Raw genomic sequence first — 12,983 nt, 5'->3', positions numbered from 1 at the left:
TCTCCGGGCACGGTCTCCGGTCCCGGTCCCCGTGCCCGGTCTCCGGTCCCGGTCCCCGTGCCCGGTCTCCGGTCCCGGTCTCCGGGCACGGTCTCCGGTCCCGGTCCCCGTGCCCGGTCCCCGTGCCCGGTCCCCGTGCCCGGCCGCGGCTACTCCGCCAGTTCCTCCAGCAGCCGCGCGGTCGGCAGGCCCGCTCGCAGATACTCCTCGAACAGCTCGTTGTGCAGGGCCCACGGCGAGCGGCGGGTACGGATCAGACGGATCGCGTCCTCGACGGAGTGACCCCGGCGCACCAGCGCGTGCGCGACCACCAGACCGGAACGGTTGTAGCCGTGGAAACACCGCACCAGCACCCGGCGCCCCGCGTCCAGCGCGTCCCCCGCCGCCTCCGCCAGCCGGATCACGCCCGCGAGCTGCGTTCCGTCCAGCGGCCCGTCCGGAATGGGCCACACCTGATGATCGACCCCGGTGTCCGGCCCGTACCCCGGCAGCCGCAGCAGCGTCTGCACGAGGTCGAACTCGTCCCGCACCACCACGGTCTCCACCTGCCCCGTACGGCCCCGGAACTCGTGCCCGCCCATCCACAGACCGGGCACGACCTCGTCCCACGGGCGCTCCGGAGCGGGTACGTCGGGTTGCTTCCTGCGGGTACGCAACGGCGCCTCCCCAGCCCCGGGACCTGCCCAACTGCTCTCCAAGGTAACCGGCTTCTTGCCCCGGCAGCACCCCGCCTGTTCCCATGGACGTGGGGTGATGGTGCATGAACGGACCGCGCGTCGTACCGACCTGGCGGCACGGCCGTGAGCGGCTCTACGTCCGCCTCTCCGACGGCCGGAACATCGCCTGGTACGACAGGGAGGGCAGCCGCGTCAACCTGCTCGACGAGAACCGCAGAGCCGACGTCCTCAAGGCGCTGCGCCCCTTCCTCACCGGCCCCGTCACGGTCGGCCCGCCCGCGCCGCCGACCCCCGCCGAACTCGCCCGGCTCGCCCTGCACCCGGACGACGACCTCGCGCCCAACCGTCCCGGCGAGGCCCTCCGGATCGCCCTGGACCGCGATCCCGGCCCGGTCCACCGGCTGCGCACCGACCCCAGACGGCGGGCGCTGCTGGCCGAGCAGGCCGTGGGCGAGGCGCTGGACCGGCTCGACGGCGCCGGCTGGCACTGCCTGCACTCCGTCCCGCTGCCCGGAGGCGACCGCATCCACCACCTGGTCGTCGGACCCGGCGGCCTTCTCGCCGTCCACGCCGTGTACGCGCGCAGACTGCGGGTGCTGATCGCCGACCCGATGGTCACCGTCGGCCGGGGGGAGGCTGCCCCGCTGCTGCGCCGGGTCCGCGCCGCCGCCGACCGGGCCTCCTACGCCCTGACCGCCGAGGTCCGCCCGGTCCTCGCCCTGGCGGGCCCCGCCGGACGGCTCACCGTCACCGCGCCGCCGCGCGAGGTCCGCATCCTGGAGGACACCGGCCTCGGCGGCCTCGCCCGTCAGGGCGGCGTGCTCAAACCGGCCGACATCGAGGCCCTGCACGCGATGGCGAGGGACCGCCGCACCTGGACACGGCTCTGACGCCCGGCCCGGCCGGACGGGACCGGAGGCGGGGCTCAGCGGCCGAACGGCCCCTCGGCGGGGTCGAACCCCTGCGCCTCCGCGGCCCGAGCACCGGGCACGAACGGCTTCGGACCGCCCTGCCCGCCGTCACCGTACGGCGCGTCACCGTACGGGGCGGTGACGGACACCGCGGACGGCTCGGGCACGGCGGAACGACCGGGAACGACGGAGGACTCGGGCACGGCGGAACGACCGGGAACGACGGAGGACTCGGGCACGGCGGAACGATCGGAACCGATCTGCGCGAACGCCGCCCGCAGGCCGGCCCTGAGCCGCCGCGAGACCGGCCGTTCCACCACACGGTGCACCAGATGCGCCAGCACCAGCATGCCCACGACCGTGCCGCCGAGGAGCACCCAGCGGTTCACCGAGTGCTGGAAACGGTGGAAGACCTCCCAGCCGATGGACTCGTGGAGCAGGTACAGCGGGTACGTCAGCGCACCGGCCGCAGGCAGCCACCGCCAGTCGATCCGCCGGAACCATCCGAGCGAGACACCCGCCATCACCACGAAGAAGACGGTGATCAGCACGGTCACACCCCAGCCGGGGATGCGGTGCCCGACGCGCTCCAGCGTCCGCGACCAGGTCTCCATCACGGTGTACTGCCCCATGACGTACGAGAAGGCGACGATGCCCCACAGCAGCAGGTTCGGACCGAAGCGGTACATCAGGTAGAAGGCCAGTCCGGCGATGAAGAACCAGCAGTGCGGCACGACCGCCAGCTGGTCGAGCGGACGGATGTCGTACCCGTCGGCCAGGAGCGCGACGGTGGCCCACACCAGGCAGAAGGCGACGACCCGCCGGTAGGTGAGCCCGCGCCACACCACCAGGGCGAACAGCAGATAGAAGCGCAGTTCGGCCCAGAGCGTCCAGTACACCCCGTCGACGTGCCCGACCCCCATCGGCCACTGGAGCATGGTCAGATTGACCAGCACGTCCCGCCAGGCGAGCGGGTCGACGCCGCCGGGCACCAGGGTGACCACGGCGGTCGTGGCGAGGACTCCGACCCAGTAGGCCGGGAACAGACGGATCACCCGAGAGGTGAAGAAGTCGGGAAGGCTGCGCCCCCAGCAGCTCATGCAGATCACGAAGCCGCTGATCATGAAGAACAGCTCCACCCCCAGCCACCCGTAGGCGGAGGGGCGGAACACCACCGGGAAGAGCTTCGCCTGCGAACCCTCCCAGCCCTCGCCGAAGGCCACATAGTGGTACGAGACGACCATCAGCGCCGCGATCAGCCGCAGCCCGTCCAGAACGACGATCCGGTCACCGCCCGCCTTGCGGCGCGCAGCACTCCTGCCTATTCGCACTCAGCTCTCCTGACGGCCCTCCGGTGCTTCTACCTGCGGAGAACCCCGAGGCGCGCGACCAGCCGCAAAAGGCTACTACGCGCCCTCATCGGACCGGATCCGACCACCGGCCCCTCGCCCCGGGAACGGACGACCATGCCCGCACCCTTGGTTGCTGCGCCCTGCAGGCGGTCGTGGACGGCGTCTGCACGCTGTTCTTCCGCAGTGCCACGGCCATCTCTGAGCTGCTGCTCGATGGATGCCAGCCGCTCGTTCATCTTGCTCGGCTCAAGCTGGACGGATTCGAGCCGGGCTGCGACGGAAGCCTCTGAGGCGTGAGGTCTCATTGCTTCCTGCCTGGATTGTGCGGGGGTGTGAACGAACACCCCACTGCCTTGCCGAGAGATCACGAGCCCTTCATCGCGGAGGACGCGCAGGGCGTGCTGGGCTGTCATCAATGCCGTGCCGAACTCCTTCGCCGGCTCCTGGCCGGACGGGAGCCGGCCTCCGGGGCCGAGCTTTCCGGTTGCGATGTCTTCGCGGAGGGTGGCGGCGATCTGCAGGTAAGCCGGGAGTGGATCGTCAGGACTCAGCTCCATGCCGTGGTCCTGGTCGACCTTTGTCACTTGAGAAGGGTTCGGCCTCGGGCCCCGTCAGCAGTGTGGTGTGGTGCGTCGGCCACGTGGTGGCGGTGACCGGAGATACTTGGATGAACCTGGAGGTGCAAGTGACGATCTTCGAGCAGGAGAGCATGTTCAGCGCTGCGGAAGACGGCCCGACGCTGATCATCCGAAGTGCGGTCCCGGCGACGACGGCGCTGGAGACCGGTTTTCCTGCCGGAGTCGTGTCGGCTGCTGCCGAGCGGGAGTCTTGGCGCAAGGAAGTCCACCGCCCGGCCACGCACACCCACAAGTGGTGGGCGCAGCGGCTCGGCTCCGTTTTCCGCGGCATCCTGGCCGCCGCGGTGGCGGAAGACGAACAGGACGCGATCGAGTGCTACAGCAATGCATTGCGGCTCGATGGTCTTGTCGTCTGCGACCCGTTCGCGGGCTCGGGGACCACGCTGGCCGAGGCGGCCAAGCTGGGCGCAAAGGTGGTCGGTGGAGACATCAATCCTGTCGCCACTCTGGTGCAGCGGCAGGCGTTGGCTCCGTGGGACCGTGCACACCTGGACCGTGCGTTCAAACAGGTTGAGACCCAGGTCCGCCACGAGATCGACCATCTGCACCGGGACAAGCACGGCCGACCTGTCCTCTATTATTTCTGGGTCGGTCTCGCTGATTGCCCACAATGTTCCCCGGACGCGCCGCCGGTTGAACTGTTCAGTCGATATGTGTTTGCACAGCACGCCTACCCCAAGAAGCACCCGACCGGTAGGGCGACGTGCCCGCACTGCCATGCGGTCGTGATCGTCGATGTGGTGAAAGACGATCACCTGACCTGCCACTCCTGCGGTCGTACGTCGAGCCTGACCGGGCCGGTCAACCGCGCGAACATGACCTGCTCCCGGGGGCATACGACAAAAGTCATCGATGCCCTCGGGGATCAGCCTCCGCGGTTCCAGATGTACGCAAAGCAAGTACTCGATGCTGACAGAACACGGCAGTACGAACCGATCGATGAATTCGACCTGGCCCTCTACGCGGAAGCCGATAGGCTTCTGGAAGAGCGAAGCTCTGAGCTTGCGCTACCCTTCGGTGCGCTAGACGACGGACATAACACCCGGCAGGCAATCCGCTGGAACTATCGTGAGTGGCGGCAGTTTTTCAATGCTCGGCAGCTCTACAGCCTGGGGTTGCTCGGCGCTGCAATCCGTGATCTCGACCGAGGTGCAGAACGCGAGGCGCTGGCTGCACTTTTCTCTGGTGTGCTGGAGTTCAACAACCTTTTCTGTTCCTTCAAGGGTGAAGGAACCGGAGCTGTCCGGCATATGTTCTCCAACCATGTTCTGAAGCCGGAGCGGACACCACTTGAAGCGCATCCGTGGGGCACACCTTCTTCCTCCGGGGCTTTCTCTACGCTCTATCAGTCACGCATCGTCCGCGCATGGGAATACAAGCAAAACCCGCATGACCTCGTGCCGGTGAGTGAAAGTCCGGAGCGTGTTTTCGGGCTGTCGCAGCCCCTTTCTCTGGCGATGGGTGACGTTGAAGACTTCGAGCATGGGCGAGTCAGTGCGTACGTCCGCTGCGGCTCCTCTGCCTCGTTCGATCTCCCGGATGCGTCAGTCGACCTGGTCATCACCGACCCCCCGTTCATGGACAATGTCCACTACAGTGAACTCGCCGACTTCTTTCATGCCTGGCTTCGCCGGATCCAACCTTTCGCCGACTATCCGGTGCAGTCCGCCACGACCCGCCACACGGAGGAAGTCCAATCCGCTGATCCTGCGGAGTTCGGCCGTGCCATCGCTGCCGTTTGGAAAGAGTGCTCTCGATTGCTCAAGCCGAACGGCCTCCTGGCCTTCACCTTTCACCAAGCGCGTATTACTGGCTGGGTCGAGTTGGTGAAGGCGCTGGAGGCCGCAGGGCTGGTGATCACCGCAGTCCAGCCGGTCAAGGCGGAGATGAGTACCAGCACCGTAAAATCCAGTGCCTCTGATCCCTCCAACTTGGACTCGATCGTAGTGTGCCGGCCCACGGGTCATGCCATTCCTGAGACGGCCACCGTCGAGGCGGTACGAGACCGTGCCATTGCTGCACTGCGCGAGTGTCAGGAGGCGGGCGTCAAGGTCGGCTATGCGGATATCGAGTCGGTGGTCAGAGGCTCTGTCCTCGCGTTGCACACGCTTCCCGGTGATTCGTCAACCGTGGACGCGCTGACGGTGGCAGCCGGAGAAGCGGTCGCTGAAGCTGCCGTTGTCCTTGGCGTACGCTCTAACCGAGGGTGAGCGTCCGCAGGTCGATCTCGAATCGGCCTCGCTGAGCTGTCTCTTCCTTGCGATTCGACGGCTGAGGGAAGGGGTCCAACGCAGTGTCTTCCTCAGGAGGGGACAGCTTGGCGAGTCGGTAACAGTGGAAGATCTCGAACACCCCGGGTGAGACGGTGCGGGCCATGTCGCGCACATGGACGAGAGGCTGCTCGCCCGAGAGGTCGGTCCGCTCGCTGATCAGCGTTGCGGCGCCGAGTGTCCAGTCCCAGCCGAGCGGGTTGGAGAACAGCAGCATGGGACGCAGGCGGTTCGCTCCGTCACCGTAGGTGCCGAGCCCGATCTCCTTCGTTCGGGTGCCTGTGATGCTGTCGTACAGGTCGACATCCTCATTCAGGACAGCACCGGCCGCCAGTACCATGGAATGCACGCGTACCGTGCCACTCTCCTTGTTTTCTTCGAGTGCGACGAAGAGATAGAATCCGGGGATTCGAATCTCGCTGCCGTCCTCGGCGTACACGCGGATGGTTGCGCACGGTGGGGTGCTGTTGTAGTCCAATCCCGTGGAGCGGGCAGGTTTTCCGTTCTTTCCGAGATCAACTTTTTTGACCTCGAGGCCGAAAATCGCACAGGGGTCGTAATCCACCCCGCCGGTCTTCAGGAGTTCGTACTCCTCCGGCCGAGCGATCACGGCATCCGGAGACACCAGGGGCTTGTCCGCCCGGAGAACAATGACCTCCTCCGGCATCTCTTGCCGCAGCAGCTCTGTGACGTACTCGTCGAAAGGGTCGTCCTGAGTGTTCCGTTTGTCACGGAGCCGGAAAGCAACTGGGCTCCCCTGGTCATCGAAAAATCTCTCCGAGAGGATGGTGAAGGCCATCGCCGGGAGGTCTCCAGGGCGAACCCTGCCAGTCGCATCGAAGCTCATGGCGCCAGAGGTAGCACATGGGACGGACGATCGGCTGAGTGTTGATCACACTGCTGCTTGAAACCAGACCGACCCACTGTCCCAAGGTTCCCGGGTCGGGCACTTCGCCGCATGGTCGATGAAGCGACTTTGAGCTGGAGATCTTCGAGGCTCGTGCCGAAGAGGCTGCTTAAAGCCGCGGAGTCAACCGCCCCGGCTCGGGACTGTCAAAACACGAGTGGCTCTGGCCCGCGGTGGGCACGGCCCGCACGCAGGACGTGACGGTGCCGTGTCCGGCGTGCGGAACACCGACAGCGAAGGTGCATGGGTGTCATCGCCGGACGGTGGCTGACATGCCGGTCGACGGTCGGCCCGTCGTTGTCGGCGTGTGCGTACAGCGACTGGCCTGTCCGGCCTCGGGCTGCCGACTGCGGAAGCCCGCTGGGTTGGGGGCTTCGTCGTGTCTCGGCCGCGTGAGGTCGGTCGGTGGTTGCCGGCTGCACCTGCCGCGCCGTGTTCCGTCCCGCTGACGGACGGCTGCCCCAGAGGTCCCGTCCGGTTTGCGCTCTACGCCTGGACGGACGGGCTGGCGACCCTCACCGTATGGGGGTTCTGGAGGAGAAGCCGCGGCGTCTGGGCAGTGGGAAGTCCCGCTGCCCGTACTGCGGGCTGTTGCAGGATCGGGTGGCGACGCTTGAGCAGGACTGGGTGCTGTTGGAGCCAGACATGAATCCGCTCGCCCACACGGTGCCGGCGGAGTACCGGTGGATCGAGCTGTCCGACGGACGGGTGACGGTCTACGGGGTGTGTCCGCCGGATCAGTTCCAGCGGTGTCGTATCGAGCACCGTCTCGGTTGCCCGGCACAGCCTCTGCCGGATCTGTGGCCGTGGTTGACCACCCTGCGAGGGGAGAACGCCCGGCAGGTGGAGCGGCAGAGTGAGCCCGATCCGTCTCCGCCCCCCGAGGAGTGGCCGGACGCCGGCTGACGGTCGCCGCGGAAACGCCAGGGCTGACCGGGGCAGACGCCGCAAGATCCTGTCCACGAACAGTCCACGGACCCCGTCCTGGGGCCGCTCAGCGCTGCATGTGGCTGCACATACGCGAAGACCCCGTCCTCAGCTAAAGCGCTGATGGCGGGGTCTTTGGGCACCTCATACTGGGTGCCCCCGGCAGGATTCGAACCTGCGCACACGGCTCCGGAGTGATTGCGCCGATCGAGCCATGCACCCCTTCTGACCTGCGCAGGAGCCAGTCCGTTGCGGTACGGGAACACACAGTGTGTCGGAGCTGTGTCGCAGGAGCCCTCAACTGGCCGCGGTCGGGCACTGCGCCGGCCGCTCTCCCGTGTGGGCTGGAGGCGCTGGGCGCCTGGGGTAGGGACTGCTTAGTCCCGAAGCAACTTGGGCGGGGGCGCTGCATTGGCTTCCGCTACTTCTCGTCTGCGCTGATCGTCCGCGCTCGTACGCCACTGTGCGTCGGCGTTGTCACGCAGTTAGACACTCACGTGGGGCCCGGCGCAGAGCGCGCTGGCCGTGCTCCCGCTCCAGGCCGGTGTCCTCTGCCGCCTTCCAGAGAGCTGCCTCACTCACCTTACAGGCGTGCTGCAGACCCACTCCTGGTCTCGTATGGGCGACCTTGAACGAGGCTGAATAAGAAGGAAACTGAAACGGGTCACAGCCAGTCGGCCTCTTATTACGGTGACTTGCTCGTCAGCCCCGACACTGGTTCGTGAGCGTGTCTGGGCTTGGTGCTCATGGCTGTGATGTCGGCACCTTGCTCCGGGCGGGATTCGGAGCCGACGGTAGGCGGGTGGTGTAGTCGCGGCACAAGTCGTGATCAATATGACTTTTCGTTAGGATAGTCACTATGGATATTCTTATTGACCGAATCCAGAGACTACGCACCGCCGTCTCCGAGTTGGAAGCAATTCTCTCGGCTAAGACTGGAAGGCTTCCGTCCGCAGTAATAAAAGAACTGCAGGATGCCATAAGCGAATCCTTGAGTGCACTTTATGCGCCCGTGGAAGATCTCCGTTGGCGAAGGCTGGACCAACTTGATACGTACCAGCAGGCGGCGAGTCGCGCAGTGGATCCGTACGAATCACATGAGGTCATGCCTCTCCGGCATGACGGTTTCCTGACGTTCGCACATTCAACACCCGAAATGCATGCCATATACGCGAATGAGCTGGATGAAAGATATCAGTCATACGCGGAGGGTGAAATTACGATCGATGTATTTATAGACGGAGAGGAAGGGTATGACGACTGGCTACTGGAAAACCTTAATAATCTCGTCAGGGTGCTCGGGTACGAAGAGGGGGGCGATGCGGAAATCGAAAGAGGTTCCATATGGCGCAGATCGCGAGCAACCGCACAATTTGCTGGTGGCGAGATACTGGATCGACTAAAAAAGGCGGAGCGCGCCCTGGAGTTGGCGCAGCTTGAGCTGAGGCAAGCGGAGGTCGACTCGAAAGAGGCGGCAGCCGTTAATGATCTCCTGTCGGCGCTAGAGGCTGTTCCCCGCGCCTGCGTCAGAGTCGGATCCATTCTTGTGATTAAGTTTACTCAGGGGGGTGAGTCGGTCGTGATCGTGCGCAATCTAACGCAGGTAGAATTGCATGCCGTGGGGCGATTCCCCGAGATTCAACGGAACCCAGAGAATGTGCTTCAAGCACTTGTTATGGCCGTTTCGGAACTTCAGCGAGAAATGGAGGAAGGTGGAGAAAGCTCACCGGGTCTTACTATGTGACGCAAGTGCGACGACCCATTGTGCGCGAACTCCATCATCCCGAAGCAGCTTGGGTGGGGATGCCGCCTTGGGATGGTGTGCCTCTCGCCTGCTGCAAGGTCCGCACACGTCCGTTCAATACGGGGCTCCTCGCAGTACCCGAATGGGCGACACTAACTTGCGGGAAGCAATAGAGCGTAGCTAAATGCTTGGCATGAGTCAAACATGCATGTATGAGAAACCATCGATCAAATCGCGCTTGGTCGATATTTCTATCGTGCTTATCGCTGCTCTTGTGGGATGCATCGGAGCAGTGGCAGGCGCCCGCATCTCGGTCGAGCCGGTAAAAGAGCAGGCGGAAACCAGCGCGGAAGGAATGATCACGGATCGGTACACTGCGGCTGTCGAAAACCTCGGCCACGACACGATGGAAGTCCGCATGGGTGGCGTTTACGCCCTCCAGCGGATCATGGAAGATTCTCCTCGCGACCAACCCAGCATTGCTAATCTACTGGCATCCTATATACGGATTCGCCCCCCAGGCGACGACGATAGTGTCCGCCGTGACGCTACTGCTGCGCTTTCAGTTCTAGCAATGCGGAACAGTGACCGCGACGGCTATTTCGTTCCCAACTTGCAGGCTGCATACCTGCGGTGTGTCGATTTGCAATACCCCCCTTCCCTAGATCGCAGGCCAGATTTGAAGAAGGCAGACTTTTCGGATGCTAAGTTGACGCGTGCTAACTTGCGTGGCGCCGACTTTACCGATGCAGACTTCTCCAGAGCGAACCTTGTCAAGTCGAATCTGTCCCGTACGGACTTGACAGAGGCGGACCTGTCAGGAGCTGACCTGAGGGAAGCTGACTTGTCTGAGGCGGACTTGAGTAATGCTAATGGTTGGACGCTGGGGCAAGTTGTGAAAGCTCGAATCACCTCGACGACCGAGCTCCCGCAGGAGCTAAGCGAAGCTCCGGCCGTTAAGGCACGCATCGCCGAGGTAGAAGCGCAGAAACAGCAATGGTCGAACGAAGACTGCGTGTCTTGAATCTCGCTATTCACCGCAGCCACAGTTCCTCCCCGGTCCCATCCCGTCTGCCGTCGACCCACGCCCGCTCGGCTCTGCCTGGGGCGACGGCAGACGGGATGGGAGCCCCTCGGCACCGGCCACTCACGGCCAGCACTTGCATACCGGGCCCCTTGCCATCTCGGAGCCCGAGCACCCCCGCCGGAGGCATGTCTTTGGCCAGGGGGCGACTTCTTCGCTTTGCCCGCAGCACATAACGCGCCGCCTGGCGCGGCCAGCCGGGGCGAAGACAGGAGGCAGGCCGCGCTGCAGAGGCGGCGCGCGCCCGCGCCGTGCGCGGGCCTTGATCAAGTAGGGAAAGTTCCGAACCCTGCTGTGTACCCCTCGTGAGCCAGAGCAGATCGGAAGTCGCCTCCGGCTCCTACGCCCATTGAAAGGTCGGCTTTGCCGACGGGCTGCAACACCCCCCTGCGTGTTGCAGCCGTCTGTGACCGGACAGCCCGGACAGCGGCACCTTGAGCTGTCCGGGCTGTTTGTGCAGGTGAGAGCCCTAGCCGGACAGCCGGACAGTGCGGACACCTCCCAGCGCGGTTTCATCAGACCCGGACAATCCGTCCGGGTCCGCTCCTGCTCAGTGCCGCACGTTGGCCATCGGCGGTAAGGGCTGAGATCACTTACCTCTTCCCCGCCGCGTCGGTACCGTGAAAGACGCCCCTACTCAGCAGCGGGAGGCAACACCACATGCGTGGTCTTGGAGATCACCTCAGCATCGGCGAGCGCATCGCGTTCTACCGGAAGCGCCGCGGCTACACGCAAGAGGTGCTGGCCGGTCTGGTCGGTCGTAGCACTGACTGGCTCGCGAAGATTGAGACGGGACGTCGGAAGCCGCCCCGTATCGACATGCTCGCGGAGCTGTCGCGCACCCTGCGCGTGCCTCTCGGGGATCTGCTCGGTCAGACCATGCTCATGGAAGACGAGCGGCAACAGGACGATGTCCCCGCTGTACGTGATGCCCTCATGAGCCCGCGTCGGCTCTCGCGTCTGCTCTTCGGCCCCGAGGCTGAGACTCAGCTTCCGACACCTGCCCTTGTGGCCGTGCGTGTCGAGCAGGCATGGAACGACTATCAGGGTGGACGGCTCGGCAGCGTGATCGCAGCCTTGCCGGCGCTTCTTCAGACCGCACAGGAACTGGAGGACCGAGCGGCGCGCCGCGGCGATGACCATGGCGACTGCTGGGGAGTATCAGCCCGCACGCACCACCTTGCGGCTACGACTCTTGCGAAGATCGGCGAGTCGGACCTCTCATGGCTTGCTGCCGAGCGCGCGATGCGAGCCGCTGACGAGTCGGACGACCCGCTCGTGTTGGCGTCGGCTGCGCGATCTGGCACGCATGCCTTGCTCGCCAACGGGCGCTATGACGATGCGCTGGAGCTAGGCAACACGGCAGCTACGTGGCTGTCGGCTCAGGTGACCGACAGCGACCCGGCGGCGCTCAGCCTTCTGGGCATGATCCACCTGCGCGCCGCCGTCGCGGCGGCACGGCATCAGGACCGACCCACCGCAACGGCGCTACTGGACCGCGCCGAAGAACTCGCGGATGACCTTGGGGCGGATGGGAACTACTGGCAGACCGGGTTCGGGCCGACGAACGTACTGCTCCATCGCCTGTCCATTGAGCTGGACCTCGACAACGTCTCGTACGTGGTGGAACACGGCCGGATCAACGTCGACCACATGCCGCAGGAGCGCAGCGTCTCGCACGGTATCGACTTCGCCCGTGCCCTGTCCCTCGCTGGGCAGGGGGATGAAGCGTTCGCGGAGCTACGTACAGCTGAGCGGACATCGCCGCAGCTCGTACGCAACAATCCAAGGGTGCGCGAGACGCTGAGGGACCTGATCAAGCAGTCTCCCGTGACCGGCGGTTCGCGTTCGTCCGAGGTGTTCGTGATGGCTCAGCGGTGCAGGGCGGTGCAGTGAGTTCAGGCAAGCGCGGGGTGCTGGGTGTGGTCGGGTCGGCAGCCGGAGGCGTTGAGGCTCTGCGCACCGGTCTTGTCGAGCCCGCGATGGACCGAGGATGGCAGGTGGCCGTCACCCTCACGCCGACCGCAGGTAAGTGGCTGCGGATGATCGGCGAGGTTGAGCGGCTGGAGAAGCTCACCGGCCTGCCTGTGCGTGATGAACCGCGTCTCCCCGGAGAGGACCGACCGCATCCGCCGGTTGACTGCTACGTGGTCGCCCCCGCGTCGGCCAACACGGTTGCCAAGCTTGCGACCGGCCTCATGGACAACCAGGCGCTGACACAGGTCGGCGAGGCCATCGGCACCCTCGGTCTGCCGGTTGTCGTCTTTCCCCGGGTGAACGCGGCGCACGCTCGCCACCCCGCGTGGCAGGGCCACGTCGACGTCCTTCGGGCCGGGGGAGTGCACGTCGTTTACGGCTCGGACGTCTGGCCGCTGTACGAACCAAGGGAAGCGCCGGCGGGGCGTGAACTCCCGTGGGTCACAGTGCTCGACGCCGTGGAGGAAGCCACTCGGTGACGAGACGTCAACCTTCC

Annotated in this window: 11 protein-coding genes and 1 pseudogene; 8 read left to right on the top strand and 4 right to left on the bottom strand. The window is 65.2% G+C overall.

Annotated elements, in window-relative coordinates:
* Positions 1-149: 149 nt before the first annotated feature.
* Positions 150-656, bottom strand: a complete 507-nt coding sequence (locus ACIQGV_RS16615; protein WP_402495233.1) for a dual specificity protein phosphatase family protein — start codon at positions 654-656, stop codon at positions 150-152.
* Between the two features lie 104 nt (positions 657-760).
* On the opposite strand from ACIQGV_RS16615, the gene ACIQGV_RS16610 reads away from it, so the two are divergent.
* On the top strand, positions 761-1,567 hold the full coding sequence (locus tag ACIQGV_RS16610; RefSeq protein ID WP_402495231.1) for a nuclease-related domain-containing protein: 807 nt from the start codon (positions 761-763) through the stop codon (positions 1,565-1,567).
* Positions 1,568-1,602: 35 nt separating this feature from the next.
* On the opposite strand, the gene ACIQGV_RS16605 is transcribed toward ACIQGV_RS16610, so the two are convergent.
* Together ACIQGV_RS16605 and ACIQGV_RS16600 are read right to left on the bottom strand one after the other, a co-directional pair.
* Positions 1,603-2,919: an acyltransferase family protein gene (locus ACIQGV_RS16605; RefSeq protein WP_402495229.1), complete on the bottom strand. Its 1,317-nt coding sequence runs from the start codon at positions 2,917-2,919 to the stop codon at positions 1,603-1,605.
* 29 nt (positions 2,920-2,948) lie between these two features.
* On the bottom strand, positions 2,949-3,524 hold the full coding sequence (locus tag ACIQGV_RS16600; protein WP_402495227.1) for a GntR family transcriptional regulator: 576 nt from the start codon (positions 3,522-3,524) through the stop codon (positions 2,949-2,951).
* Positions 3,525-3,607: 83 nt separating this feature from the next.
* Between ACIQGV_RS16600 and ACIQGV_RS16595 the strand changes: the two genes are divergently transcribed.
* On the top strand, positions 3,608-5,788 hold the full coding sequence (locus ACIQGV_RS16595) for a DNA methyltransferase (RefSeq protein WP_402495224.1): 2,181 nt from the start codon (positions 3,608-3,610) through the stop codon (positions 5,786-5,788).
* On the opposite strand, the gene ACIQGV_RS16590 is transcribed toward ACIQGV_RS16595, so the two are convergent.
* Positions 5,775-6,647, bottom strand: coding sequence for a hypothetical protein (locus ACIQGV_RS16590; RefSeq protein ID WP_402495222.1), 873 nt, complete (start codon positions 6,645-6,647; stop codon positions 5,775-5,777). The two genes, ACIQGV_RS16595 and ACIQGV_RS16590, sit on opposite strands and share 14 nt — an antisense overlap.
* Positions 6,648-6,937: 290 nt before the next feature.
* Here ACIQGV_RS16590 and ACIQGV_RS16585 point away from each other — a divergent pair.
* From ACIQGV_RS16585 to ACIQGV_RS16560, 6 genes and pseudogenes are all read left to right on the top strand, one after another.
* Positions 6,938-7,102, top strand: a pseudogene (locus tag ACIQGV_RS16585) (transposase family protein); the annotation flags it as partial.
* Positions 7,103-7,277: 175 nt separating this feature from the next.
* Positions 7,278-7,661 (top strand): DUF6083 domain-containing protein, encoded by a 384-nt coding sequence (locus ACIQGV_RS16580; RefSeq protein ID WP_402495219.1) that lies wholly within the window; start codon positions 7,278-7,280, stop codon positions 7,659-7,661.
* 880 nt (positions 7,662-8,541) lie between these two features.
* On the top strand, positions 8,542-9,426 hold the full coding sequence (locus tag ACIQGV_RS16575) for a hypothetical protein (protein ID WP_402495216.1): 885 nt from the start codon (positions 8,542-8,544) through the stop codon (positions 9,424-9,426).
* A 208-nt stretch (positions 9,427-9,634) separates the two neighbouring features.
* Entirely contained in the window at positions 9,635-10,450 is an 816-nt protein-coding gene (locus tag ACIQGV_RS16570; RefSeq protein ID WP_402495214.1) for a pentapeptide repeat-containing protein, read from the top strand.
* A gap of 720 nt (positions 10,451-11,170) precedes the next feature.
* Positions 11,171-12,406 (top strand): helix-turn-helix domain-containing protein, encoded by a 1,236-nt coding sequence (locus ACIQGV_RS16565; RefSeq protein ID WP_402495211.1) that lies wholly within the window; start codon positions 11,171-11,173, stop codon positions 12,404-12,406.
* Positions 12,388-12,966, top strand: a complete 579-nt coding sequence (locus tag ACIQGV_RS16560) for a flavoprotein (protein WP_402495208.1) — start codon at positions 12,388-12,390, stop codon at positions 12,964-12,966. The genes ACIQGV_RS16565 and ACIQGV_RS16560 overlap by 19 nt, the downstream gene beginning before the upstream one ends.
* Positions 12,967-12,983: the final 17 nt, after the last annotated feature.

Source organism: Streptomyces sp. NPDC093094 (genome assembly GCF_044754345.1).
Classification (GTDB): domain Bacteria; phylum Actinomycetota; class Actinomycetes; order Streptomycetales; family Streptomycetaceae; genus Streptomyces.
The sequence above is the reverse complement of the archived record's forward strand: the minus strand, read 5'-3'. Positions and strand labels throughout refer to the sequence as shown.

Bases quoted from the DNA above. Each gene is read 5' to 3' on its own strand.
- ACIQGV_RS16570 (WP_402495214.1), top strand. From the start codon at position 9,635: ATGTATGAGAAACCATCGATCAAATCGCGCTTGGTCGATATTTCTATC.
- ACIQGV_RS16575 (WP_402495216.1), top strand. From the start codon at position 8,542: ATGGATATTCTTATTGACCGAATCCAGAGACTACGCACCGCCGTCTCC.
- ACIQGV_RS16595 (WP_402495224.1), top strand. From the start codon at position 3,608: ATGAACCTGGAGGTGCAAGTGACGATCTTCGAGCAGGAGAGCATGTTC.
- ACIQGV_RS16590 (WP_402495222.1), bottom strand. From the start codon at position 6,647: ATGGCCTTCACCATCCTCTCGGAGAGATTTTTCGATGACCAGGGGAGC.
- ACIQGV_RS16610 (WP_402495231.1), top strand. From the start codon at position 761: ATGAACGGACCGCGCGTCGTACCGACCTGGCGGCACGGCCGTGAGCGG.
- ACIQGV_RS16580 (WP_402495219.1), top strand. From the start codon at position 7,278: ATGGGGGTTCTGGAGGAGAAGCCGCGGCGTCTGGGCAGTGGGAAGTCC.
- ACIQGV_RS16565 (WP_402495211.1), top strand. From the start codon at position 11,171: ATGCGTGGTCTTGGAGATCACCTCAGCATCGGCGAGCGCATCGCGTTC.